General features: G+C 59.8%; 23 protein-coding genes. 5 read left to right on the top strand and 18 right to left on the bottom strand.

The window, feature by feature from the left end:
- Positions 1 to 23: 23 nt before the first annotated feature.
- From L904_RS01445 to sppA, 18 genes are all read right to left on the bottom strand, one after another.
- Positions 24 to 452: a Fur family transcriptional regulator gene (locus L904_RS01445; protein WP_003503749.1), complete on the bottom strand. Its 429-nt coding sequence runs from the start codon at positions 450 to 452 to the stop codon at positions 24 to 26.
- A 64-nt stretch (positions 453 to 516) separates the two neighbouring features.
- Positions 517 to 1,011: a GNAT family N-acetyltransferase gene (locus L904_RS01440; RefSeq protein WP_020812438.1), complete on the bottom strand. Its 495-nt coding sequence runs from the start codon at positions 1,009 to 1,011 to the stop codon at positions 517 to 519.
- Positions 1,012 to 1,063: 52 nt separating this feature from the next.
- The gene (gene tsaB, locus L904_RS01435; protein WP_020812437.1) at positions 1,064 to 1,732 is read right to left on the bottom strand and encodes a tRNA (adenosine(37)-N6)-threonylcarbamoyltransferase complex dimerization subunit type 1 TsaB; all 669 of its coding nucleotides are present in this window, start codon (positions 1,730 to 1,732) and stop codon (positions 1,064 to 1,066) included.
- 19 nt (positions 1,733 to 1,751) lie between these two features.
- The gene (locus L904_RS01430; protein ID WP_020812436.1) at positions 1,752 to 2,315 is read right to left on the bottom strand and encodes a NifU family protein; all 564 of its coding nucleotides are present in this window, start codon (positions 2,313 to 2,315) and stop codon (positions 1,752 to 1,754) included.
- 145 nt (positions 2,316 to 2,460) lie between these two features.
- Complete coding sequence (locus tag L904_RS01425) at positions 2,461 to 2,952, bottom strand: universal stress protein (RefSeq protein WP_003503758.1); 492 nt, start codon at positions 2,950 to 2,952, stop codon at positions 2,461 to 2,463.
- 115 nt (positions 2,953 to 3,067) lie between these two features.
- Entirely contained in the window at positions 3,068 to 4,132 is a 1,065-nt protein-coding gene (trpS, locus tag L904_RS01420; RefSeq protein ID WP_020812435.1) for a tryptophan--tRNA ligase, read from the bottom strand.
- 103 nt (positions 4,133 to 4,235) lie between these two features.
- On the bottom strand, positions 4,236 to 4,640 hold the full coding sequence (locus tag L904_RS01415) for a VOC family protein (RefSeq protein ID WP_020812434.1): 405 nt from the start codon (positions 4,638 to 4,640) through the stop codon (positions 4,236 to 4,238).
- Positions 4,640 to 6,229, bottom strand: coding sequence for a murein biosynthesis integral membrane protein MurJ (gene murJ, locus L904_RS01410; RefSeq protein WP_020812433.1), 1,590 nt, complete (start codon positions 6,227 to 6,229; stop codon positions 4,640 to 4,642). Before murJ ends, L904_RS01415 begins: the two co-directional genes overlap by 1 nt.
- Positions 6,230 to 6,233: 4 nt before the next feature.
- Positions 6,234 to 9,062, bottom strand: a complete 2,829-nt coding sequence (locus L904_RS01405) for a [protein-PII] uridylyltransferase (protein ID WP_035260846.1) — start codon at positions 9,060 to 9,062, stop codon at positions 6,234 to 6,236.
- 96 nt (positions 9,063 to 9,158) lie between these two features.
- Positions 9,159 to 11,873: a DNA mismatch repair protein MutS gene (mutS, locus tag L904_RS01400; RefSeq protein ID WP_035260844.1), complete on the bottom strand. Its 2,715-nt coding sequence runs from the start codon at positions 11,871 to 11,873 to the stop codon at positions 9,159 to 9,161.
- A 127-nt stretch (positions 11,874 to 12,000) separates the two neighbouring features.
- Positions 12,001 to 12,882 (bottom strand): GNAT family N-acetyltransferase, encoded by an 882-nt coding sequence (locus L904_RS01395; RefSeq protein WP_003520073.1) that lies wholly within the window; start codon positions 12,880 to 12,882, stop codon positions 12,001 to 12,003.
- Between the two features lie 94 nt (positions 12,883 to 12,976).
- A complete protein-coding gene (locus L904_RS01390; protein WP_035259958.1) occupies positions 12,977 to 15,223 on the bottom strand; it encodes a hybrid sensor histidine kinase/response regulator in 2,247 nt (748 codons plus the stop codon).
- Between the two features lie 55 nt (positions 15,224 to 15,278).
- A complete protein-coding gene (lspA, locus tag L904_RS01385) occupies positions 15,279 to 15,767 on the bottom strand; it encodes a signal peptidase II (protein ID WP_003520075.1) in 489 nt (162 codons plus the stop codon).
- Complete coding sequence (locus L904_RS01380; protein WP_035259956.1) at positions 15,767 to 16,627, bottom strand: RNA methyltransferase; 861 nt, start codon at positions 16,625 to 16,627, stop codon at positions 15,767 to 15,769. Before L904_RS01380 ends, lspA begins: the two co-directional genes overlap by 1 nt.
- Positions 16,624 to 17,757 (bottom strand): class I SAM-dependent methyltransferase, encoded by a 1,134-nt coding sequence (locus L904_RS01375; RefSeq protein WP_059762455.1) that lies wholly within the window; start codon positions 17,755 to 17,757, stop codon positions 16,624 to 16,626. Before L904_RS01375 ends, L904_RS01380 begins: the two co-directional genes overlap by 4 nt.
- A gap of 202 nt (positions 17,758 to 17,959) precedes the next feature.
- A complete protein-coding gene (locus L904_RS01370) occupies positions 17,960 to 18,301 on the bottom strand; it encodes a LapA family protein (RefSeq protein ID WP_003520079.1) in 342 nt (113 codons plus the stop codon).
- 65 nt (positions 18,302 to 18,366) lie between these two features.
- Positions 18,367 to 18,693 carry an integration host factor subunit beta gene (locus tag L904_RS01365; protein WP_219256707.1) on the bottom strand — a complete coding sequence of 109 codons (327 nt, stop codon included), beginning with the start codon at positions 18,691 to 18,693 and terminating at the stop codon, positions 18,367 to 18,369.
- Between the two features lie 2 nt (positions 18,694 to 18,695).
- Entirely contained in the window at positions 18,696 to 19,649 is a 954-nt protein-coding gene (gene sppA / locus L904_RS01360; protein ID WP_035259534.1) for a signal peptide peptidase SppA, read from the bottom strand.
- A 234-nt stretch (positions 19,650 to 19,883) separates the two neighbouring features.
- Here sppA and lptC point away from each other — a divergent pair, with 234 nt between their 5' ends.
- The 5 genes from lptC (at position 19,884) to hpf (ending at position 24,570) form a co-directional block, all read left to right on the top strand.
- Positions 19,884 to 20,549, top strand: coding sequence for an LPS export ABC transporter periplasmic protein LptC (lptC, locus tag L904_RS01355; protein WP_003520082.1), 666 nt, complete (start codon positions 19,884 to 19,886; stop codon positions 20,547 to 20,549).
- Positions 20,550 to 20,562: 13 nt separating this feature from the next.
- Positions 20,563 to 21,126 (top strand): LptA/OstA family protein, encoded by a 564-nt coding sequence (locus L904_RS01350; RefSeq protein WP_003503784.1) that lies wholly within the window; start codon positions 20,563 to 20,565, stop codon positions 21,124 to 21,126.
- Positions 21,127 to 21,135: 9 nt separating this feature from the next.
- Complete coding sequence (lptB, locus tag L904_RS01345) at positions 21,136 to 21,945, top strand: LPS export ABC transporter ATP-binding protein (protein ID WP_020811788.1); 810 nt, start codon at positions 21,136 to 21,138, stop codon at positions 21,943 to 21,945.
- Between the two features lie 267 nt (positions 21,946 to 22,212).
- On the top strand, positions 22,213 to 23,763 hold the full coding sequence (gene rpoN / locus L904_RS01340) for an RNA polymerase factor sigma-54 (RefSeq protein ID WP_020811787.1): 1,551 nt from the start codon (positions 22,213 to 22,215) through the stop codon (positions 23,761 to 23,763).
- Positions 23,764 to 23,997: 234 nt separating this feature from the next.
- A complete protein-coding gene (hpf, locus tag L904_RS01335; RefSeq protein WP_003520085.1) occupies positions 23,998 to 24,570 on the top strand; it encodes a ribosome hibernation-promoting factor, HPF/YfiA family in 573 nt (190 codons plus the stop codon).
- Positions 24,571 to 24,573: the final 3 nt, after the last annotated feature.

Raw genomic sequence — 24,573 nt, 5'->3', positions numbered from 1 at the left:
ACGCCCGCTTGTTCACCGGCGTCTCAGTGTTCGCCGGGCTTCAACGGCACGCCGTAAAGTTCCAGCCGGTGATCCACGAGCTTGAAGCCGTGTTCCCTAGCGATCTTTTCCTGAAGGGCCTCGATCTCGGCCGAATGAAATTCGATGACCACGCCGTTCTTCAGGTCGATCAGGTGATCGTGATGCTCCTCGGGCACGGTCTCATAGCGCGAGCGGCCGTCGCGAAAATCGTGACGCTCGATGATGCCGGCATCCTCGAACAGCTTCACCGTTCTGTAGACGGTGGAAATCGAGATACGCGGATCCACGGCGGAGGAGCGGCGGTAAAGCTCCTCGACATCGGGATGGTCGGCTGACTCCTGAAGGACGCGGGCGATGACACGGCGTTGATCCGTCATCCGCATGCCGCGTTCGGCACAAAGCTCCTCCAGCGTTTTCGAAAGGTCTGTCACGTCTTCTGGCCTTTTGAGAATTCCGGTTTGCGGCTTTCGCCGAAAAAATGCCTGTCGCAGGGAACTAGCGAAGATCGCGGCGCATGACAAGCGCCGTCGACTTCGTTCCATCCTTTGCGGTGTAATAGGCCTTGCGTTCCGCGACGGTTTTGAAGCCGAGCTTCCTGTAAAGCCCCAGCGCAGAGGCATTATTATTATCCACCTCAAGAAACATGGTTTCGGCGCCGCGCATCATCGCCTCGCGGATGGCCGACTGCATCAGACGCCAGCCGAGACCGGCGCGTGCAAACTTGTCGGCCACGGCAACGGTCAGGATTTCCGCCTCGCCCGCCACTTCCCGCGCCAGCACGAAACCGCCGAGCGGCTTGCTGAAAAAGGCGTTGGTCTGGCGTGCGACAGCACCGAAAACCGACCCTTGCGTCAGCAGTCCGGAAAACTCCCCGTCGTTCCAAGGGCGCGGAAAGCGCAGCGCATGCAGCTCCGCCACCGCGGCGCAATCCTCATGCTGCATCGGCACGATCTCGAAATAGGGCTTCCAGGTCAGATAGTCGTCAAACATAACAGGAATCGGGCATCACAGGAATCATTCGCACAGGCTGACGAATGCCCTATCAGGCAACGCCCTGACGTGCCAGCGCAAAACCGGTCTGTGGCCGGGCATCCGGCCCGCGCAGATAGAGCGGCGCGGGTTTCGGCTGGCCAGCCGGCTTGCGCGCAGCAGCACGCGCGACCGAGGCAATCGGGAAGTGATCCGGTCCCGAACCCGCCTCCAGCCCCGCCAAAAGCGGCGCGGCTGAACCGATAACGGCGCCGTCGAAACCGGTCGTGACCGTTTTGGCGTCGTCCAGAGACAGAAGCGCGGCATCGCGCAGCGGCGATCCATCCGCACCGAATGTCTGCAGATAGGCTTCGCCGCGTTTGGCATCCAGCGCGACGGCCACGGGCCGGCCGGGATTTGCAAGCAGATGATGAAGCGCCAGCGTTTCAAGCGTGGTGACGCCCACGGCCTCGACGCCGAGCGACAGGGCAAAGCCGCGCGCGGCGGCGACCCCGACGCGGATACCGGTGAAAGACCCCGGCCCGATGGTCACGGCGATACGCCCGACATTCTGGAGCGAGAGTTGCGCCTGCTCCAGAGCACCGTCGATCACCGCCATCAACCTTTCGGCATGGCCCTTGCCAATCGTTTCGCATACCTCGCCGAGCACCCTGTCGGAGGCGCTGTCATAAACGCAGGCGGAACAATCCACACCTGAGGTGTCGAGTGCGAGAACAATCATGGTGGCCTGGCTTGCGCTTTTATACCGCTTCGACTTCGCGCACTTCCGGCACGAAATGGCGAAGCAGATTCTGAACGCCATGCTTCAGCGTGGCGGTGGAGGACGGGCAACCCGAGCAGGCGCCCTTCATGTTCAGGAACACGGTACCATCGCGGAAACCGCGGAAGGTGATGTCGCCGCCATCCTGCGCCACGGCGGGGCGGACGCGGGTATCCAGCAACTCCTTGATGGTGGCGACGATGGTTTCGTCACCCTCTTCGAAGAATTCGCCCTCCTCATCCGACACTTCGGCCGCAACAGCCGTGCCCATGATCGGGCGGCCAGACATGAAGTGCTCCATGATCGAGCCCAGAATAGCAGGCTTCAGGTGCTGCCATTCCGCGCCGTCCTTGGTGACGGTGATGAAATCGAAACCGAAATAAACGCCGGTCACGCCCGGAATGGTGAAGAGGCGTTCCGCCAGTGGCGAAGCCTGCGCCTGCGACGGGTTGAGAAACTCAGCCGTACCGCTTTCCAGCACCACTTTGCCCGGCAGGAACTTCAACGTCGTGGGGTTCGGCGTGGCTTCCGTCTGAATGAACATCGTCTGTCTCCTTCGAGGTCGCCGTTCACGCCCCGCAATTTAGAACTTTTCCAAAAAATACGCCCGGCGAAGCTTCACTTCAAGCCCTGACATGATAATTACATTCAAGAAATCGTCAGCCCCTAAATCTTGTCCGGGACCCGGATCAGCAGAGAGCGTCGATTTCCTCATCCGACAATGTATCCGGCAGCACGGTGACAGGAATGGGGAAAGCCGCCCCTCGCCCGGCGATGGAGGAGACGAGCGGTCCCGGCCCTTCCTTCGTCGAGCCAGCCGCGAGCACCAGAATGGCTATATCGCGGTCTTCCTCGATCAGCCCGTGGATCTGCTCGGTGGCGCTGCCTTCGCGGATCACCGCTTCCGGCTCGATGCCGATGGTCTCGCGCACCTTCTGGGCGATCTTGGCAAGCGTGGCTTCCGCCTCCTCACGCGCCTCGGCCCGCATGATCTGTTCGACACCCAGCCATTGCTGGAAATCGCCTTCCGGGATCATGTAGAGCAGCACCAGCCCGCCATTGGAGTTCTTGGCGCGACGACCGGCATAGTGCACGGCCCTTTCGCATTCCGGTGTGTCATCGATAACAGCGAGAAATTTGCGACGATGCCCTTCCAGACGCGACAGCCGTTTTGAAACCATTCCGCACTCCCTTAGGTCCGCCGTGATCCGAGAAACCGCCCGACGGTTCGGGCGGAGATTATATCAAATCACGGCAGGCGCAAACCGCCCGCCGCATTCGCGCAGCGGCGACCTGTCAGCGCAGGAAGCCGATGATGTCGCGCACCTCGTTCATCGTCTTTTCGGCAATGGTGCGTGCCCGCTCGCCGCCCTGTTTGAGGATGGCGTCGATATGGGTCGGATCATCGAGAAGGCGGCGCATCTCGTTGTTGACGGGGGCCAGAACATTGACCGCAAGCTCGACGAGGGCCGGCTTGAAGGCCGAGAACTGCTGTCCGCCGAATTCGGAAAGAACATCAGCCTTGGTCCTGTCGGAAAGCGCGGCATAGATGCCGACGAGGTTTTCGGCCTCGGGGCGACCCTTCAGGCCTTCCACTTCGCTCGGCAGCGCGTCCGGGTCGGTCTTCGCCTTCTTGATCTTCTTCGAGATCGCGTCGACATCATCCATCAGGTTGATGCGCGACAGATCGGAAGGGTCGGACTTCGACATTTTCTTGGTGCCGTCCTTGAGCGACATCACGCGCGGCGCCGGGCCGCCGATCAACGGCTCCACCATCGGGAAATAGGCATGCACCGGCTCATCGCCCACGGTGATGTCGAGGCCGAGGCCGGCCTTGCGGATATGATCGCCGAAATCGATATTGAATTTCTGGGCGATATCGCGGGCAAGTTCCAGATGCTGCTTCTGGTCATCACCGACGGGAACATGCGTGGCGCGATAGACAAGGATGTCGGCGGCCATCAGGCTCGGATAGGCCAGCAGGCCGAGCGACACCTGCTCGGCATTCTTGCCGGACTTGTCCTTGAACTGCGTCATGCGCTCCATCCAGCCGATGCGCGCCACGCAGTTGAACACCCATGCCAATTCCGCATGCTGCGGCACGGCCGACTGGTTGAAGACGATATGTTTTACGGGATCGATACCCGCGGCGATGAAAGCGGCCGCAATCGAACGGGTCTGCGCCTTCAGGTCCGAGTGAACGAGCTGGGCGGTGATGGCATGCATATCGACGACGCAGTAGATGCAGTCGTTATCTTCCTGCAGCGCCACGAATTTGCGGATCGCGCCGAGATAATTACCGAGATGCAGATTGCCGGTCGGCTGGACGCCCGAGAAAACCAGCGGCTTGAATGCGTTCATTGTCGTCCTCGAAAAGGCTTGTGGAGGGCCCCGCCCCATGGTTGGAATTGCACGCGCGCTTATGCACCCGCAGCCCCCAGCAATCAAGCGGTTTCAGGGCATGTCAGCCGCGCGGTTCCAGAAGATCCCAGCGATTTCCATAAGGATCGGCAAAGACCACAACGGAGCCGTAAACCTCGTGGCGCGGTTCTTCCAGAAAGCGCACGCCACGAGCGAGCATGGTCTCGTAATCGCGCTGGAAATTATCGGTGTGCAGGAAAAATCCGACGCGCCCGCCGGTCTGGTTGCCGATGGCAAGCATCTGCGGTTCACCATCCGCCTCGGCAAGCAGCAGGCCGCCGCCATCGGTTCCTTGCGGCTTCACCACCAGCCACCGCTTGCCGTCGCCAAGCGGCTGATCGGAAAGGCATTCGAACCCGAGAATGTCGCAATAAAACGCCTTCGCCCGATCGTAATCGTCCACGACAAGCGTGACGAGCGCGATGCGGCGGTTTTCGGCAAAGGACATCAGCCCGCCTCCGTTTCGACGTTCTTTTTGCCGCGCTTGCGGATGGCTCGCTTGACCATGCCGATATCGGCACCGCCGGAAACGAAAGCGAGCACAAAATAAACCAGCATGGCCGCGAAGACGAGAGCCATGATGGTGCCCGCACGCACGAAAATGGACGAGGCGGAAGACAGTTCGAAAGTCAAATAGGTCAGCGCATAGTGCACGAAACCGGCCATCAAGGCCGCAGCCAGCAGCAAACGCGGAATGCGGGTGAGCAGCGGAATATCCACCTGCCAGTGACCGCGCCACAGGAGCATGCCAAACAGCAGGGCGGCGTTCACCCAGCCGGCGGTGATTTCGGCAATGGCGATGCCCGGGCCCCCAAGACGCGGAAACAGTGTCAGCGCCAGGGAGACGTTCACGACGACGGAAATCGCCGCGAAGATCATTGGCGTGCGGGTATCCTCGCGGGCGAAAAAGCCGGGAATGAATGCCTTGATCAACACAAAAGCCGGCAGGCCTAGACCATAAATGCCAAGGATTTGCGCGACGGTGACGGTGGCCGAAGGCGAGAAGTTGCCACGTTCATAAAGAAAACGAACGATAGGCTCCGCCATGACGAGAAGTGCTGCGGCAGCCGGCAATGTCAGGAACAGCACGAACTCGACCGAGCGGTTCTGCAGGCTCCCGGCCTCCACCATATGCCCGCCGCGCAACGCCCGCGCCAGTTCCGGCAGAAGCACGGTGGCCACTGCTATGCCGACGACGCCGAGCGGGAGCTGGTAAATGCGGTCCGCATAGGCAAGTGACGAGATCACGCCTTCGCCGGCAGAGGCGATATTGGTGTTGATCAGCAGATTGATCTGGGTGATGCCGCCGGTAATCGCTGCCGGCAGGGCAAGAACCAGAAGGCGCTGTACATTCTTCGTCAGCCGGGGCCTGCGGAAACCGATGCGCATGCCGGCATTGCGCACGGCGATCCAGACGATGGCAAGCTGCACCAGGCCCGCCGCCATCACGCCCCAGGAGAGCGCATAACCCACCTGAAGCGGATCGTAATTCTTCCACCATGCCAAAGCGAGCACGCCGATGAGGATGATGTTGAGGAAAACGGGAGCAATTGCCGCTGCGAAATAACGATGCAGCGAGTTCAGCATGCCGCCCATCATTGCCGCCAGAGACATGCAGGCGAGATAGGGGAACATGATGGTTGCGAGATGGACGGTGTTGTCGAATTTCACCGGGTCTTCCAGAAAGCCCGGCGCGATCACCGTGCGCACGATGAACGGCATCGACAGTTCCATCAGGATCGTCAAAGCCAGAAGCACGGTGAACAGGACGCCGAAGACTTCCTCGGAAAAGCGCCTCGCGCCTTCCATGCCATTCGCCTCGATCTCCTTGGCAAAAAGCGGCACGAAAGCCGAGTTGAACGCACCTTCGGCAAACAGCCGCCGAAAGGTATTGGGGAAACGGAAAGCGGCATTGAAGGCATCCGCCACCGGGCCGGTGCCGACGGCGGCTGCCATCAGGGTTTCGCGCAGGAAGCCGAAGATGCGGCTGCCGAGCGTGGCGGTGCCGACGGTGGCGAACTTGCCGATCAGGCTCATAATCTCAAGCCTTTGCCGTGCGCGCGGCCGGCAGGGCCGCCACGTCTGGATGGGCGATGATGCCGTTCGGCATACGGTCTCGCAATTCGTCTTCCTGCTCGCTCATCACGGCCTTCAGGCGCGTGGCGATGCTGGCCTGGCGGTTGTCGTTCGTCACCTTCTGGCCGAAGAGATCAGTCACATAGAAGGTATCGATGACCTTTTCACCGAAGGTGGTGATGCGGGCGGAGTGAATATCGAGCGACAGGTCGGCGATCACAGCCGTCATGTCAGCCAGAAGCCCCGGCCGGTCGAGGCATTCCACTTCGATGACGGTGAACTTGTTCGACAGCCCGTTGGAGATGATGACGGAGGGCGGAATAGTGAAGGCGCTTTTCTTCTTGCGGCTCTTGGTGCGGGTAGCGATCATTTCCGGCAGGCGTTGCTTGCCGGAGAGAACCTCCTCGATGAGCTTGCCGACATTGTTGCCGCGCCGCGTCTCGTCCTCATCGATCGGAAATTCGCGGTTGATGAGGATCGTATCCAGCGCCCGCCCATCGGACGTCGTGAAAATCTGCGCATCGGCAATATTGGCGCCGGCCGCCGCACAGGCGCCGGTGATGATGGACAGCAGGCGCGGATGGTCGGGCGCCAGCACAGTAATTTCGGTGATGGCATGAAAGGAATGGGTGCGCACCATGGTCGACAGCGCTTTTTCCTGCTTGTCGGCCTCACGGATGAAGCGGGTGTGGCGTATCTGGTCTTCCAGCGCGACCGTCAGCAGATAGGGCTCGTAGTGCAGCTTGGTATATTTGCGCCGCGCCTTCTGGCCCCAGTCGTCGAGTGCGTCGTACAGCGCCTGCCGGGCGATCTGTGCGCGCTCCTTGCGGGAGACTTCCGAGAAGCCGCCCGACAGCAGCAGTTCGGTCTCGTAATAAAGCGAGCGCAGCAGCTGCCCCTTCCAGCCGTTCCAGACACCCGGACCAACGGCGCGGATATCGCAGACCGTGAGGATGAGCAGCATCTTCAGCCGCTCCATGGACTGCACCTTGTCGGCGAAATCGGTGATGGTCTTGCGGTCGTGCAGATCGCGCGTCTGGGCGACCATGGACATCAGAAGATGCTGCTCGATCAGCCAGACCACCGTTTCGGTCTGCTTGCCGGTCAGGCGAAAACGCTGGCAGAGCTTGCGGGCCACGCGCGCGCCGGCAATCGAGTGGTCTTCCTGCCGGCCCTTTGCCACATCGTGCAACAGAACGGCGACATAAAGCGCCTCGCGTTCCTCGACGCTCGGCATCAGCTGGTTGGCGAGCGGGTGGGCATCGATGGCCGTTCCCTTGTCCACTTCCGACAGCACGCCGACGGAGCGGATCAAATGCTCGTCCACCGTATAGTGATGATACATGTTGAACTGCATCATCGCGACGATCTTGCCGAATTCGGGAATGAACTTGCCGAGCACGCCGGCCTCGTTCATGCGGCGCAGCGTCAGCGCTGGATCGCGCCGCGAGGTCAGGATCGACAGGAAAAGCCGGTTTGCCTCTTCGTTTTCCCGCAGCTCGTCATTGATGAGCGACAGCGAGCGGGTGACGACACGCAACGCATCGGGATGCAGTTCGAGATTGTTGATATCGGCAATGTGGAACAGCCGGATCAGATTGACCGGGTCGTTCTTGAAGACGTCCGGCTTGGCGAGCGCGATGCGGCCGCGATCCTCGACGAATTCCACCGAGCCGGGAATCTTGCGAACACGATGGGCGAAGCGGCTGAGGACGCCGGAAAGACCCGGCACGTCCTTCGCCTGCCGGTCTTCAAGGGCAGCGCAGACGATGCGGGTCAGATCGCCCACATCTTTCGCCACGAGGAAATAATGCTTCATGAAGCGTTCGACGGCGGAAAGGCCCGGGCGCGGCTGATACCCCAGCGCATCGGCGATTTCGCGCTGAATGTCGAAGGAAAGGCGCTCTTCGGCCTTGTTGGTGATGAAATGCATCTGGCAACGGACGGCCCAGAGAAAATCATCGGCCTTTTCGAACAGCCTGAGTTCGCGCCGCGACAGAACGCCGAGCTTCACCAGATCGGCCGTATCGCGGACGTGATAATAATATTTGGCGATCCAGAACAGCGTGTGCAGGTCGCGCAACCCGCCCTTGCCTTCCTTGACGTTGGGCTCCACCAGATAACGCGTATCGCCCGCCTTGCGATGGCGCTGGTCGCGCTCGGCGAGCTTTGCGGCGATGAATTCCGGGCCGGTGCCGGTGACGACTTCCGACTCGAAGCGTTTTTCGAGATCGTCGGTCAGGGATTTTTTACCGCAGATCGCCCGCACTTCCAGAATGGCGGTGCGGATCGTCATATCGGATTTGGACAGGCGGATGCATTCATCCACCGTGCGGGTGGCGTGGCCGACCTTGAAACCGAGATCCCAGAGGAGGTAGAGCACGAACTCCACGGCCTTGTGCATGTCAGGTGTGTTCTTGGCCGGCAGCAGGAACAGGAGGTCGATATCCGATCCCGGCGCCAGCGTGCCACGACCATAACCGCCGACTGCGGCAACCGCGATCTGCGGCGTATCTTTCGGATAGACATATTGGCAGGCGAGATCATAGAGGATTTCGATCAGCCGATCCTGAAGCCAGGAGATGCGTCTGGCGCAATCGATGCCACTGCCATCGGCTTTCAACAGTTCTCTGGCCTTTTCCCGGCCTTCCGTGCTGGCCTTTCGAAAGATCGGCAGCAGATCGGAGCGAATATCGGCAATGCGTTTGCCGTCTTCCTTGAAGATGATGTCGCATTCGCGCTTCAGCGCCGATACATCGAGAATGTCGGAAAAATCCAGGTCCTTGATGGCCATCTATGCCGGTATCCATGTCCTGTGGGAAATCCCACCACTTGCGATGGGAGTGTCCTATAGCGAGTTTTAAAGGCGATGGACAGGCAATCTATCCCTTCAAGCCTTGCCAAGTTCTTTCTTCAACGCATAGAGCGCGTCCAATGCCTCTCGCGGCGTCATTTCGTCAGGGTTGAAGCCTTTCAGGGCCTCCTCCAGCTTCGACGGTCCGGCCTTGCGGGTTTCCTCGCGGCGAACCGCGATCTGGAACAGCGGCAGATCGTCGATGAGCTGGCTGGCCGGGTTCTTGCGGTCGGCATCTTCAAGCTTCGTCAGCACCTCGCGGGCGCGCTCCACCACCGAGGCAGGCAAGCCCGCAAGCCGCGCCACCTGAATGCCATAGGAACGATCCGCAGCACCCGGTCCGACTTCGTGCAGGAAGATGACGTCACCTTCCCACTCCTTCACCCGCATCGTGGCATTGGAAAGGCGGCCGAGTTTTTCCGACAGCACCGTCAATTCGTGGAAATGGGTGGCGAAGAGACCACGGCAGCGATTGACCTCGTGCAGATGCTCTACCGCCGCCCAGGCGATGGAAAGACCGTCAAAAGTCGCCGTGCCCCGGCCGATCTCGTCCAGAATGACCAGCGAGCGATCCGTCGCCTGATTGAGAATGGCGGCGGTTTCCACCATTTCCACCATGAAGGTCGAGCGGCCGCGCGCCAGATCGTCGGAGGCACCGACACGGGAAAACAGCCGGTCGACAACGCCGATATGGGCGGCGTCCGCCGGAACGAAGGAGCCGATCTGCGCGAGGATGGCGATCAGCGCATTCTGGCGCAGGAAGGTCGATTTACCGCCCATATTCGGGCCGGTCAGCAGCCAGATCGCACCGTTCTTGCCGCCGTTGACGGCCGACAGATCGCAGTTGTTGGCGATGAATGGTCCGGCAGACTGCCGCCGCAACGCCTGCTCCACCACCGGATGCCGCCCGCCCTTGATCGCAAAGGTCATGGAAGCATCGACGATCGGCCGGCAATAGGCCTGTTCGGTAGCGAGATAGGCAAGGCTCGAGGCGACATCGATCACAGCAAGCGCCAGTGCACCGGCCTTGATCGCTTCCGCCTGCTGCACCACAGCCTTGACCATGCGCTCAAAGGCTTCCAGTTCCATGGTCAAAGCCTGCGCAGCGGCATTGGCGATGCGGCTTTCAAGATCGGCAAGCTCGGTGGTGGTGAAGCGCATGGCGCCTGCCATGGTCTGGCGGTGGATGAAACGCGCCTTGGCCTCGTCCGTCGCCATCATCACATCGGCATTGCCCGCCGTAACCTCGATGAAATAACCCAGCACATTGTTATGCTTGATCTTGAGCGACTTGATGCCGGTCTCGTCGGCATATTTCAGTTGCAACCCGGCAATCACCCGACGCGACTGATCGCGCAGCGCTCGCACCTCGTCGAGTTCGGGATTGGCGCCTTCACGCAGGAAACCGCCATCACGCTTCAGAAGCGGCAGATCGTCGGCAAGCATCGAGCCGAGCATGGCTTCGAGACCGCTCGGCAGGGCTTTCAAATCCGCGAGCGCCGCCGCCAGCTCGTCCGGCAACAATCCCTGGTCGAGAATGGCGGCGATACTTTCGGCCGAAGCCAGCCCCTGCCTGATGGCACCGAGATCGCGCGGGCCACCGCGCTCCAACGCAAGGCGGGAGAGCGCACGCGGCATTTCCGCAACCTGTTTCAGCGCATCACGCAGGCCGTCGCAGAGCGAAACGTCATCGATCAGATAGGCGACGGCATCGAGGCGTGCGTTGATCCTTTCCGGGTCGGTCAAGGGCGACATCAGCCGCTCGGCCAGAAGCCGCGCACCGCCGCCTGTTACCGTGCGGTTCAGGGCATGCAGCAGCGATCCGTCTCTCTCGCCGGACAGCGTCTTCACAAGCTCCAGATTGGCGCGGGTGGCGGGATCGATGAAAAGCGTGGAGGCGGCACTTTCGCGCTCCGGTGCGCCGAGCGGCGGGCGCTCGGCGATCTGGGTCTTCTCGACATAGGCCACGGCAGCGGCGGCGGCCGCCATTTCCACCCGCGAAAAGGTGCCGAAACCATCCAGTGTCGAAACGTTGAAGTAACGGGCGATGCGCCCTTCCGCCGTGGCGCTGTCGAAGAGGATTGCCGGCTGCGGCACCGCCACGCGGCCAAGCACATCGAAGACCGGCCGCAGTTCCTCGTCATGGAACAGGCTGTCGGCAACGATCAGCTCACGCGGATCGATGCGCCATATATCGGCGAGCAGCCGTGTCAGCGTTGTCTCCGCCAGACGAAAGACGCCGGTGGAAATATCGATCCAAGCCAGCGCGAACTGCGCCTCGGCACTGCCGCGAATGCGGGCAAGCGCCATCAGATAGTTGGATTCCGTCGGCGACAGCAGTTTTTCTTCGGTCAGCGTACCGGGCGTGACAAGCCGCACCACATCACGCTTGACCACGGATTTAGAACCGCGCTTCTTGGCTTCCGCCGGATCTTCCACCTGCTCGCAGACGGCGACGCGATAACCGCGCAGGATGAGTTTCTGGAGATAATCATCCGCCGCATGGACGGGGACGCCGCACATGGGGATATCATGACCCATATGCTGGCCGCGTTTCGTCAGTGTGATGCCGAGAGCGCGGGAGGCTTCGACCGCATCGTCGAAGAACAATTCGTAAAAATCGCCCATGCGGTAGAACAGCAGCGAACCGGGATTGTTCGCCTTGATCTCGATATATTGCTCCATCATCGGAGTGGCCGTCGCGCGGCTCTCTTCCGAGATCAGGGAAGCGGTTGTCAGAACGTCCGTCAATGGCCTGCCGATGTCATATCGTGTTGCGGAAAAGGAGCGCCGACACTAGCGGCAATCTCCACCTCAACACAACACGCGCGGGGACGCTGCCCACAGGAACATCCCGCCCGGCTGCGCCAAAACCCGGTCAGCCGTTGATGCGCTCGGCCTCGCCGCCATAATAGCTGATGTAACGACCGGCGATGGACGAAACCGGCAGGACCACGAGGACGTCTGTGGTATTGAAGGCATGGTCCACGACCGCGCCGGAGCCAAACATGGCGCCAAGGCGCATATAGCCCTTGATCAGCGGCGGCATGGCGTTCAGCGCCTTGCGGGCGTTGAGCGCCTCTGCCGGAACGAGGTCCATCTCATGATAAAGCTCGGGAAGGGCGGACGCTTCCCACTCGCCCTTGGCCACGCAATTATGATGCAGGAAAGACAGGGCAAGCGCGTGGGCTTCCGGCTGCACGCCGGGGAAGGAGGCGCAGCCGATCATGGCATCCATGCGGTGTTTCACGGCATAGGCCCAGTTGCCCTGCCACAGAAGCTCGACGGTGCGCTTGGTGCGATATTCGGGCAGCACGCAGGAGCGGCCAAGCTCCATGAAGCGCTTGCCCGGATGGCGCGCAACGAGACCGGCGATGTCGAATTCGCTGGCGGAATAAAAACCGTTATTGGCAAGCGCGATTTCCTGCCGCAGCAGGCGATAGGTGCCGACGATCTGGTCTTCGCTGTCGCCTTCGATCGCCTTGTCGAGCACGAGCAGATGGTCGCAGACGCTGTCCCAGGCATCGATGTCGCGCTTGCGGCGCATGGCTTCCGCGGGAAGCCGCGCCTTCATTTCCTCGACGAAAACCCGGTAACGCACGGATTGCGCGGCATCGATCTCGCGTTCATTTCTGGCGAGCCGTGTTTCCAGCGTGCCGATACGGCCGAAAAGACCCTCATTGTCCTGAGCTGCCTCGGGACGAGGATTAATGACAACATTGTTTTCACAAATGTCGTGATTGAGGATTTCGGCAACCATGGGGAATCGCTCCGCCACCAAAGAATTTTCCTGTCATAAATCACTAATTGACGACAGAATAGTGACAAAATGCCGCCAGCGCGAGTCTGTCAAGTTATGATAGCGACAGGCGTTTCGCCTCCAGCAGACGACGAATTTCCTCAACCAGCCGTCGCGGGTCGGCAGGCTTGCTCAAAACCGCACCGACACCGGCCCCAAGCAGGATTTCGGCGGTCGCGTCACTCGCATCTGCGCTGAGCACGATGACGGGAATATTTCTTTCGCCCTTCAGCATATGGAGAAGGTCGGGAAGCACATCGAGCCCCTCACCGCCCGGCATGTTGAGATCGGAGACGATGAGGTCAGGCAAGCGGGATGCGCCCGGCTCCACAGAAAGCCGCAACGCCTCAAAATCCTCGACAGCGCGGACGATGTAGCCGCTTTTTTCCAGAACGGCGCGGATGATGCGCTGATTGACGGCATCGTCTTCGGCCACGAGTATCTCGATACCGCTCGCCCCTTCCGCCACCCGCGAGGAAAATCCCACATCCGGGTGGTTGTCGTTGATGGCGTCGCGCCTCTCAATGCCGCGCAGACGGCCGCACAGGACGTCGATCAGGGATTTTTCCCGTAATGGCCGGATCAACCAGGCGTCGAAGGCCACATGCATGGTCGACGGCCGCTCTTCGGGGCTGACCAGCAGCGTGCGGCGGACATTCTGTTGCGGCCAATCCTTCAGGACGTCCCTGAACAGCGGCGAAATGCGCCGGTCGACGATGATATCGGTAAGGTCGGCCGCCCGTGCGGCAGAACTCTTCCTCAGCTTTTCCAGATCCTCAGGCTGATGGATGAGAGTGCATTGACCACCGAAAGCCTCGATCGCCTCCATCGTCACCGCCGCCGCCACGCCCTTTGGTGCGATGAGCAGGACATTTGTATGCCCCAGGCAATGACGCCTTGCCGGATCCGCCATTTCGGCAGGGGCGCCCGCCGGGCGAAACGCCAGTTTGAAAGTGCTGCCCTTGCCCTTGCGGCTCGAAACCGTGAGGCGGCCGCCGAATTCCCGCACGATACGGGCGGAAATCGCAAGTCCAAGGCCGGTGCCGGCGCTTCGCTGCGACAACGGGCCCGCCTGTTCGAATTCCCCGAAAATACGGGCCTGTTCCGCCCGACTCATGCCCGGGCCGGTATCCTCAACGGCAATATGCAATTCGTCGTCGGCCATGCGCGCCCGGATGACGACGCCGCCTTCCTGCGTGAATTTCACGGCATTGCCGAGGAGATTGAAGAGGACCTGACGTAGCCTCGCCGGGTCGAAATCGAGATGATCGGGCACATTCGGCGCAACGAAGGAGGTAATTTCTATGCCTTTTTCATGGGCGCGATGGGCCAGCATCTCGACGATGCTCTCGATCAGCCGGCGTAGGTTTTCCGCGCGCGGGTTGAGCCTGAAGCGGCCGGCCTCCATGGTCGAATAATCCAGCAGATCCTCGACAAGCTGCACCAGCGACTGGCCAGATTGCCGCATGCCATCGAGATAATTTCGCTGCTCCTCGTTGAGCCTCGTCTGCGACAGAAGATGGTTCATGCCGAGCATGCCGGAAAGCGGCAGGCGGATTTCATGACTTACGGTGGCAAGCAGCCTCGCCTTTTCGGCATCGGCCTTTTCGGCACGCAGGCGGGCGTCCTCGCGCTCGCCGAGCGCAAGCCGCTCCTCGGTCACGTCTCTGGCGATGCTACTGATGAGGAGACGGCTGCTTGCCAGATCGCGGGTCACGACATCATGCCAGGAAAAGATGCGCTGACCGAACGGGGTCGCGATCTCCACATCATAGGCATGGACCTTGTCGCCCGGACGGAAAGCGATGCCGATTTCCTCGCAGCTCAGCCCTTCGGGCGCCGCACAGCCGGTCATTTCGCGAAAGACCCGGTTCGCTTCGACAATGCGCCGGTTCATGTCGCGGATCACGACGATATCGCCCATGAATTCCTGCATCTCGGCAATCAGCGAGCGGTTTTGCGTTTGCCGCAGCCTAAGATCGGAATCCGCAGCCCGCGCAGTGGGCTGATGGAAAGATTCATCAAAGAGCGCATAGAGCAGGACACCGACGAGCACGGCGCCAAAGAAGGTCGCCAGCGCAACTGTAACCGCATAGGGCACAGCAAGCGCGATCAGGGCTGCGGAAAAAGCCCCGACCGATAACGACGCGGCGACATAGAGCGCAATCGACCTGGTATCGGTCGCATGTTCTTCATCCGCATGGCGCGTTGTTGCCTCGACACGATCCGCCGGCTGCGCCGCCGTGGCGGCCAGGCCCAGCTCATCTGAAACTTTTTGCCGAAGTCTTGCCAGTTCGCTCATAGGCAACCGCTACCACGGCAGCGGTTTTGATATGTTTGGCTGAAACCCTAAAATTTTACTTTTTAGCCGTCCGGGCGTGCAAAAACTCGTCGAGAATGACGCAGGCTGCGCCGATGGTTATGAAACTGTCAGCCAGATTGAAGACCGCGAAGGACCATGTCTGCGTATGAAACAGGATATAGTCGATGACATGTCCATAAAAAAAACGGTCGAGCAGATTGCCGGCAGCACCCGCGATGATGAAGGCGAAACCGAGATGGGCAAAGGTGCGGTCCGCCGCCGTCTTGCGCCACAGCCACAAGACGAAGACCACGATGACGAGCCGCATGCTGACGATGAACCAGCCGTGCATATCCTCCAGCATCGAAAAGGCCACGCCGAGATTGTAGGTGCGATAAAGCGCCAGGAACGGGGCAACGGGAACCATCTCCTGCAGCGGCAGATAGGCTTCGACCAGCTGCTTGACGATCTGGTCCAGCACCAGTGCGGCGACGATCAGAGCGAAAGCCGGGCCGAATTTCGAGAACAAAGCCGCTTTGGCCATTACGTCACCGGTGCGAGTTCGAGGAAATGTCGCCGCGCCTCAAACAGCATGACGGCAGTTGCGATGGCGAGATTGAGGCTGTCGGCGCGGCCCTGCTGGGGAATGCGCGCGAGCTGGTCGGCCTTGCCGGCGAGTTCCGGCGGCAGGCCGGATTGCTCATTGCCCATCAGGAGCACGACCGGCTTTCCGGCATAGTCGATCTTTCGATAATCCACCGAGCCGGCGAGATGGGTGGCGACGACGCTGACCTGCGCCGATTTTTTCCAGGACAGGAATTCCTCGACCGAAGCGCGGGCGACGGGCGTGGCGAAGACCGAACCCATGGTGGCGCGCACCGTTTCCAGCGAAAACGGATCGGTGCAGTCGCCGACGAGAATGACGCCCGAAGCACCCGCCGCATCCGCGGTGCGGATGATGGTGCCGAGATTGCCGGGATCGCGGACCCGGTCGAGCGCGATATAGGTCTCGCCCTTTTCCGGGCGGATATCCTTCAGCGGCTTCCATTTCTGTTCGAAAATGCCGACGACCATCTGCGGATTGTCGCGGCGGGTGATCGAGGCGATAACCTTTTCGCTGACTTCGAGCACCAGACCGCCCGATGCGACCGTCTTCACCGCCGCCTGCTCCACCAGCGGCTTGCCCTTGGCGGCCTTGGCATAAACCAGCGTCTTGATCGTCCAGCCGAGTTCGAGCGCGTCGATGACCAGCTTCAGGCCTTCCGCCATGAAGGTGCCGGTCTCTTCCCTGCCCTTTTTCTGGGTGAGCGCCTTGATATCCTTGATGATGGGATTGGCAAGGCTGGTCACTTCCTTGACCTGGCCAACCCGGCGCGTGGTGTTTTCGCGCATATCTTTCATCATTTCGGCTCCCAGCGGCTGAACAGCGATGTGGAAAGCACACGACCCGGCGTCTTGCCGTCAAGCCCGGCTTCGCGAATGACGAGTTCGCCGGACGCGACGACGCCACCGGCGCCGCGCATGGTTTCACGCATCAGCTCATGCATCGAATAGAAGCTGGCCCTGATGGAATAGGCCGTCAGCACAAGGCCGAGCGCCTTGGGCGACAGGATTTCCCGGCAGATATCCAGCATCAGCGGCAGATGGTCGAACAATTGCCAGACTTCACCATGGGTGCCACGGCCGAATTTCGGCGGGTCGGTGAGGATGATATCATAGGTGCTGCCGCGACGTTCCTCACGCTGGATGAATTTCATCGCGTCTTCGCAAATCCAGCGGATCGGTGCCTGTTCGAGCCCGGCAAGCGCCTGATTTTCCTTGGCCCAGCCAATCGCTTTCTTGGAAGCATCGACATGGGTAACTTCGGCGCCCGCAGCAGCCGCGACCAGCGAAGCAACGCCGGTATAACCGAACAGGTTCAGCACTTTCAGCGGCCGGTCGGCGGTCTCGACGGCGTTTTTCAGCCATTCCCAATGGACGATCTGTTCCGGAAAGACACCAACGTGACGGAAAGCGGTGAAACGGCCAAGAAAATCGACCCCGAGCAGGGATAGTGGCCAGGTTTCGCCAAGCGCCGCCTTTGGAAAACGCCAGCGGCCCATGCCGTCCTCATCGGTATCACCCGTGAAAATGGCGTCGGCATTCTGCCATACGCGGTCGGGAACCGACGGTTGCCACAGCGCCTGCGCCTCGGGACGGACGACGCGGTATTCGCCGTATTGTTCAAGCTTCAGGCCGTTGCCGCTGTCGATCAGGTGAAAATCGCCCGCGCCGCTCGATTCCAGAATGACCGGAACCTGCTCTGCGGGACGTTCGCCGGTGCGAGGCTTGAGCGGCCGCGCGGGCACCTGCTCAACGGCTGCCGCCGGCGTAACCTTTTCCCTCGGCGCGGGTTTTGGCACGCTGCGGACTGCGTCCGGCTCGCGCTTTTTCGGTGCCACTTCCGCCCGCCGTGCCGGCTTTGCGGCATGAACCTGTTTTTTCTCGCTCCCGGCACGTGCACGATTGCCCGGCCGGCTGTCTTTTTTCTTCAATGGAAATCTTTCCGCTTCTGCCCGCGTCTTATGGCGCAGCAAATAGCATTCCACGCGCCGCTCGCCTAGGGCGGGATGGCGAAAAGTGTAAGCGGTTTTCGTCTGAAATCTCGCCCTAGTTCTTCGATTTAGGTCGTGATGACTTTAGGCCATTCCGGCCTAAAGTCATCACGACCGGGAGCCGGAACGAATGTCGGCTACATCACTTTGCCGGGAGTTGTCCGGCATTTGGAAGATGGCCTGTGGCAGCGGCTTTTTGCCGGTTCGCCTCATCATGCCAGCGAACGGCTTCCTTCGCCTCGATACGGGCGCGTTTGCGATGTTTGCCCTGGGCGAACCATGTGGCCGCCGATCCCAGCAGCACACCGAAAATGACCGCCAGAAACAGGAATACGAAAAACGGCGCGGTGAAGGACAGAACGCCATCTTCCGGTCGGAACGGATTGAGCGCCAGCGTCACGGATTGACGATTGGCCACGCACAGGATGACGAGGATGATCGCCAGCGGAAGCAGGATGATGAGGTTGATGATTTTTTTCGACATCCGACAATACTCCATCGCGGCCGGCATTTCGCCGGCTCCGTTTCCGGCGCGGGCAGTGAGGACGATCAATCGTCCTCTTCGTCACCCATGCCGGGGTTCAGGCGCTCGCGCAGTTCCTTGCCCGTCTTGAAGAAAGGCACCCATTTTTCCTCGACAAAAACCGACTCACCCGTGCGCGGGTTCCGACCGGAACGCGATGGACGGTTTTTCACCGAAAATGCGCCGAAACCACGAAGCTCGACACGATTTCCTGCCGCCAGGGCGTCGGTGATTTCATCCAGCACCGCATTGACGATGTTTTCCACGTCACGGTGATAAAGGTGCGGGTTACGCGCAGCAACGATCTGCACCAGTTCAGACTTGATCACGGTTGCCCCCTGAAAGAATTGGATTTTTAACGCGGCTCAACCTGCCAAACGGAAACAAGACCGTCAAGAAACAACTTGTCCGTACCGAGCTGGCCGGGGCCTGCGAAGGGAATTAAATCGTCATATCCCAGAAACTTCGCTATTTGCGCAACACTGAAAACCGCAAAAGGCGAACGGGACGACGGCGCGCGCCATTCGACGATCGGCAAATCCTTGGCAACACCGCGCGTTTCGAAATAGCTGCGAATTTCCTTTTCGCCGCCCAGAGTATCGACCAGCTTGTTGGCGAGCGCCTGCCTGCCGGTGAAAATCGATCCATCCGCCAGTTTCAGCACGTCCTCGCGCGGCAACTTGCGGCGATCGGCCACAAGATCGACGAACCAGCCATAGCTGTCCATCACCATGGCACGGATCATCGTCTTCGCTTCCTCCGGCGCCTCATGGAAAGGCGAAGGCTCCGCCTTCATCGGCGACGACTTGATTTCCTGCAACGAAACGCCGAGCTTTTCCATCAACTGGCCAAGCTGGGGGTATTGGAAGATCACGCCGATCGAGCCGGTGATCGAGGTCTCGCCAGCGACGATGACATCGCCTGCCGATGCGATCATATAACCTGCGGAAGCGGCGAGCGTGCGCACATCCGAGACAACCGGCTTCTTTTCCGCCACGCCTCGAATGGCCTTGAAGATGCGCTCACCGCCATAGGTGGTGCCGCCTGGCGAGGAAATCGACACGATCAGCCCTTTGACATTCTCGCTCTTGGCGATCTTGTCGAGCCGCTCGAGAAGTTCGGTATTGTCGGTGATCAGGCCGGAGACCTCGACGCGGGCAATATGGGGTTTCGCACTTTGCTGCGGTCCATCCCATAAAAACCGGTAGAGACCGAAAGCACCGGCGACAAGCAGGAGAACGGCGGCAATCCGCCAGAAAGTCAGCTTGCGGCGCAACCGCCTGCGATCCGCTATCGCCATATTGTCCATAAAAACCTCTGTCATCCGCTTTTGCGCTTCAGGCCATATGGTTCTTCTAACGCGAAGCCGCAAGGAAACAATAAGGAAACCAGAATTACGATAAAATTCGCATTTCCCTTGCACCTCTCCAGACAAAAACCATATTGGCAGGACAAAGCACTCATGCCAAAGACATTTAGATAGAGACACAAGCTTCGATTGTGCGCCAGAATGGCGCCCTAGAAGCATTCCGGACCCACTCTTATGCTCGAAAGACTCCGCGAACCCGCGCCAGCATTTTCGCTGCCCAATGACCAGAACGGCGCCTATGACACCGCGCTGCGGCATTCTGCGCGCGTGAAGCGGCTGAAAATCATTCTGCCGCTCGGCGCGGCAATCATTTCGTTCGCCTTCATCGCCGTTTCGGTTATCCGAACCTGGGCGCCCGACGAGGTCTCTCTTGAGAGCGCACGAATTGAAGACGGCAAGATCGTGATGGAAAAACCCGCTGTTGCCGGCCGCAACGAGAAGGGGATCGATTATTCCATGAACGCCGACCGTGCGTTGCAGGACATCGCCAACCCCAATCTCATGACGCTTGAGAAGGTTCTGGCGGCAGTGCCGGTAAACGACAGCGTCGCGCAGGTGATCGCCCAGGAAGGCATTTTCGACCGGGCGACCAACAAGCTGAAGATGACCGCCCCTTTTGACATCAATCTCAGCAATGGCATACAAGCGAAGTTCCAGTCTGCGGATGTCGATCTGAAGGCCGGGAAAATGAGCAGCCAGGAGCCGGTTTCGATCAAAACAAACGACGGCTCGATTGTTGCGCAATCGATTGACATCGCCGATAATGGCAAGACAATTACATTTTCGGGGCAGGTACGGGCACGTATCGCTGCATCCAATATCAAGAATGAAGGCAAGTGAGAGCCCGGTCCAGATGATGCAAATTTCCCGTCCCGTTTCCCTTGGCAAATCCGCCGGCCTTGCAGCCGCAGGTCTTGTTTTTTCGTGTCTTGCAACTGTGGCTTTCGCCCAGAACACCACCAGCAACATGCAGGGCGTCAAGCTCTCCGGCGACCAGCCGATCGCGATTGAAAGCGATCAGCTCGAGATTCGCGATCAGGAGCGCAAGGCCTATTTCACCGGCAATGTGAAAGTGGTGCAGGGAACGACCACCCTTCAGGCCGGCAAGATGACCGTGAATTACAAGGGCGAGGGTTCTTCGCTCACCAGCGGCGATGCCAATATCGAAAAAATCTTCGTCGACAATAATGTCTATCTGACGTCCGAGACCCAGAAGGCGACGGCCGATCACGGCGAATTCGACATGGCGGCGCAGACCTTCATTCTGACCGGCAAGCAGGTCGTGCTTTCGGAGGGCACGAATGTGTTCACCGGCTGCAAGCTCACCGTTCTGATGAATACGGGACAGGCCAAGCTGGAAAGCTGCGGCGGCCCTGTCCGGATCATGCTCGATCCGAAATCGCAGAAAAAACAGTAGTCTTTCCTCGTGAAGATACCCTCGATCTCAAAGATATTCAGCGGCGGGCGCAGCCGATCCGCGGACGCGGCCTCGCCGGCGGACAAGACCCCCTATCAGGGCACGCTGATCGCGCATGGCCTGACGAAGACCTATAATACGCGCCGTGTCGTCAACGGGGTTTCGCTGGTCGTGCGCCGTGGCGAGGCCGTGGGACTGCTCGGCCCGAACGGTGCGGGCAAAACCACCTGTTTTTACATGATCACGGGCCTGGTGCCCGTGGATACCGGCAAGATCGCCATCAACGGCAATGATGTCACCACCATGCCGATGTATCGACGCGCCCGTCTCGGCGTCGGTTATCTGCCGCAGGAAGCATCGATCTTCCGGGGATTGACGGTCGAGGAAAACATCCGCGCCGTGCTGGAAGTGCATGAGCCGGACGCTGCCAAGCGCAACCGCAAGCTCGATGAGTTGCTGGAAGAGTTTCATATCGCGCAACTGCGAAAGTCGCCTGCCGTGGCGCTTTCGGGTGGCGAGCGGCGGCGTCTGGAAATCGCGCGGGCACTCGCGACCGATCCGACCTTCATGCTGCTCGACGAACCTTTCGCGGGCGTCGATCCGATTTCGGTCAGCGATATCCAGAATCTGGTGAGACACCTGACAGCGCGCGGGATCGGCGTTCTCGTGACCGACCACAATGTCCGTGAAACGCTCGGTCTCATTGACCGCGCATACATCATCCATGCCGGCGAGGTGCTGACGCATGGACGTCCGGACGATATCGTCAACAATCCGGATGTACGCCGTCTCTATCTCGGCAATAATTTTAGCCTTTAAACGCCTAGAGCGGGATAGCGAAAAGTGTGTGCGGTTTTCGCTTGAAATCCCGCTCTAATTATATGATCTAGATCATGATTTAAGATTTCAGGTCGTTTCGACCTAAAATCATCATGATCGGCGCGCGAAAGATTCTTCATCGCGCCCCGCCCTGACGCTTGACCAAACAAGATAAAAAAGCAATTTTTGGGCCAAGTTCCGTCGTCTCAGTAAAATTTCTGGAAAATCAGGCGACGGAGAAGCTGTAAGGGGAGTTTCGCGTCCACCATGGCATTGTCTGCCAGCCTTTTGCTGCGTCAAAACCAGTCTCTCGTGATGACACCGCAACTGATGCAGTCCATCCAGCTGCTTCAGATGACGCATTTCGAGCTGACGCAGTTCATCGCGCAGGAGGTGGAGCGCAATCCGCTGCTGGAAATTGCGGCAAACGATGGCGATTTGAGCAGCGATGCCCCGGCAGAGACGGAAAGTTTCGGCGACGCGGACGGCGAAGGCTCGGAGAGATCCGCCACGGTGACGCCCGACAGCGACGACTGGTATGGCGACCGCGCCGCAAATCTCGGCGAGCAACTGGATACCAGCTTCGAAAACGTCTTTCCCGACGATGCCGAGCCCAGAAAGGCCGATGCGCCTGAACTGGCTGGCCAATGGAAATCCATGCCCGGCCAGGAGTCGGGGGAAAGTTACGATCTCGATGATTTCGTCGCGGCCAGACAGAGCCTCAGCGACCATCTCAATCAACAACTGCCGCTCGCCATATCCGCCGCCGAGGACCGGATGATCGCCGATGCGCTGATCGGCCAGCTTGACGAGACCGGCTATATTGCGGCGGATGCCGTCGACGACGTCGCCGAACGGCTGGGCGCGGCCCCGTCAGCGGTCGAGCACGTTCTAAAGACGCTTCAGGGCTTCGATCCACCGGGTGTATTTTCCCGTTCCTTAAGCGAATGTCTGGCGATCCAGCTTGCCCAGAAGGACCGGCTCGACCCGGCCATGCGGGCTTTCATCGACAATCTGGAACTTCTGGCGAAACGCGACTTCGCCTCCCTTAAAAAAATCTGCGGCGTCGATGAGGAAGACCTCCTCGACATGCTGGCGGAAATCCGCACGCTCAATCCCCGCCCCGGCGCGGGTTACGATTCGATGGTTTCGGAGACCATCGTTCCCGACATTATCGTTCGTCCCTCCTCCACCGGCGGCTGGCTGGTGGAAATCAATCCCGAGACCCTGCCGCGCGTGCTCATCAACCAGAGTTATTTCGCCGAGGTGTCGAAACATAAGGCACGTGCAGGCGAGGATCAGGATTTTCTGACTGAGTGCATGCAGACGGCACATTGGCTGACCCGCAGCCTCGATCAGCGCGCCCGGACAATCATGAAGGTCGCGACGGAAATCGTGCGCCAGCAGGACGCCTTTCTCGTCAATGGCGTGGATCATCTGCGCCCGCTGAACCTCAAGACGGTGGCAGACGCCATCAAGATGCACGAATCCACCGTCAGCCGGGTGACATCGAAAAAATACATGCTGACGCCGCGCGGTCTGTTCGAGCTGAAATATTTCTTCAGCGTTTCAATCAGCGCCGTGGAGGGCGGTGACAGCCATTCGGCCGAAGCGGTGCGTCATCGCATCAAGGCCATGATAGCGCAGGAGGCGGCAGAGGCTGTCCTTTCCGATGACGATATTGTCGATAATCTGAAAAAGAACGGCATCGATATCGCCCGCCGCACGGTCGCGAAATATCGCGAGGCGATGAACATTCCCTCTTCCGTGCAAAGGCGTCGGGAAAAGAAGGCGATGGCCAAGCTTTCCGCCTTCTGAGCGGCGGCCGCGATCACGTTTATGGCGGTTTTTTGCCGCACCATTGACTCTTGTCACGGCAAGGGCTAGAAGCCCGCCGCACACGTAAGCAAGGTCATTTGTAACGGATTCATCTCCACCGTCCATGGGCGTAAAATTCGAATGAGGGCTTTTTAAGGTCTTCGAAACGCTTGGATGCGCGCGCGGCTTGACGTAAGCTGGTACTCGCAAATCACTACAAAAAGGAAAATTTCCATGAGTGTGCGTGTATCTGGTAAACATATGGAGATCGGTGAATCTTTCCGTCAGCGGATCGAGGACAATATAGGTCTGGCGGTTACCAAATACTTCGATGGGGGGTATTCAGGCCAGGTGACCGTGGAGAAGTCCGGATCGCGTTTTGCCGCCGACTGCAAGCTGCATCTCGATACCGGCGTTGTATTGCATGCGGCGGGTCAGGCAAATGATCCGCAGGCCAGCTTCGATGCCGCCGCAGAGCGGATCGAGAAGCGCCTGCGCCGCTACAAGCGCAAGCTTAAGGACCACCACAATGGTGCGAATGGCGTGTCGCAGGAAATCGCCTATACGGTGATGGATGCTATTCCCGATGAGGACCACGAGGTTCCTGAGGATTACGCACCCACCATTGTGGCAGAGAGTTCGAAACAGATTAAGACAATGTCCGTCGCCAGCGCCGTGATGGCGCTCGACATGACGGACGAACCCGTTCTGCTGTTCCGCAGCCCGGGCAAGGAATATCTCAACATCGTTTACCGGCGTCATGACGGCAATATTGGCTGGATCGACGCGGAAACGATCAAGAGCTGAACA

The organism is Agrobacterium sp. LY4, assembly GCF_001526585.1.
Lineage (GTDB): Bacteria > Pseudomonadota > Alphaproteobacteria > Rhizobiales > Rhizobiaceae > Agrobacterium > Agrobacterium leguminum.
This window is presented reverse-complemented; position numbering and strand designations above follow the sequence as displayed.

Excerpts from the sequence above, each read along its gene's own strand:
- L904_RS01440 (WP_020812438.1), bottom strand. The coding sequence starts at position 1,011 with ATGTTTGACGACTATCTGACCTGGAAGCCCTATTTCGAGATCGTGCCG.
- tsaB (WP_020812437.1), bottom strand. The coding sequence starts at position 1,732 with ATGATTGTTCTCGCACTCGACACCTCAGGTGTGGATTGTTCCGCCTGC.
- L904_RS01430 (WP_020812436.1), bottom strand. The coding sequence starts at position 2,315 with ATGTTCATTCAGACGGAAGCCACGCCGAACCCCACGACGTTGAAGTTC.
- L904_RS01425 (WP_003503758.1), bottom strand. The coding sequence starts at position 2,952 with ATGGTTTCAAAACGGCTGTCGCGTCTGGAAGGGCATCGTCGCAAATTT.
- trpS (WP_020812435.1), bottom strand. The coding sequence starts at position 4,132 with ATGAACGCATTCAAGCCGCTGGTTTTCTCGGGCGTCCAGCCGACCGGC.
- L904_RS01415 (WP_020812434.1), bottom strand. The coding sequence starts at position 4,640 with ATGTCCTTTGCCGAAAACCGCCGCATCGCGCTCGTCACGCTTGTCGTG.
- murJ (WP_020812433.1), bottom strand. The coding sequence starts at position 6,229 with ATGAGCCTGATCGGCAAGTTCGCCACCGTCGGCACCGCCACGCTCGGC.
- L904_RS01405 (WP_035260846.1), bottom strand. The coding sequence starts at position 9,062 with ATGGCCATCAAGGACCTGGATTTTTCCGACATTCTCGATGTATCGGCG.
- L904_RS01395 (WP_003520073.1), bottom strand. The coding sequence starts at position 12,882 with ATGGTTGCCGAAATCCTCAATCACGACATTTGTGAAAACAATGTTGTC.
- L904_RS01390 (WP_035259958.1), bottom strand. The coding sequence starts at position 15,223 with ATGAGCGAACTGGCAAGACTTCGGCAAAAAGTTTCAGATGAGCTGGGC.
- lspA (WP_003520075.1), bottom strand. The coding sequence starts at position 15,767 with ATGGCCAAAGCGGCTTTGTTCTCGAAATTCGGCCCGGCTTTCGCTCTG.
- L904_RS01380 (WP_035259956.1), bottom strand. The coding sequence starts at position 16,627 with ATGATGAAAGATATGCGCGAAAACACCACGCGCCGGGTTGGCCAGGTC.
- L904_RS01370 (WP_003520079.1), bottom strand. The coding sequence starts at position 18,301 with ATGTCGAAAAAAATCATCAACCTCATCATCCTGCTTCCGCTGGCGATC.
- sppA (WP_035259534.1), bottom strand. The coding sequence starts at position 19,649 with ATGGACAATATGGCGATAGCGGATCGCAGGCGGTTGCGCCGCAAGCTG.
- lptC (WP_003520082.1), top strand. The coding sequence starts at position 19,884 with ATGCTCGAAAGACTCCGCGAACCCGCGCCAGCATTTTCGCTGCCCAAT.
- L904_RS01350 (WP_003503784.1), top strand. The coding sequence starts at position 20,563 with ATGATGCAAATTTCCCGTCCCGTTTCCCTTGGCAAATCCGCCGGCCTT.
- rpoN (WP_020811787.1), top strand. The coding sequence starts at position 22,213 with ATGGCATTGTCTGCCAGCCTTTTGCTGCGTCAAAACCAGTCTCTCGTG.
- hpf (WP_003520085.1), top strand. The coding sequence starts at position 23,998 with ATGAGTGTGCGTGTATCTGGTAAACATATGGAGATCGGTGAATCTTTC.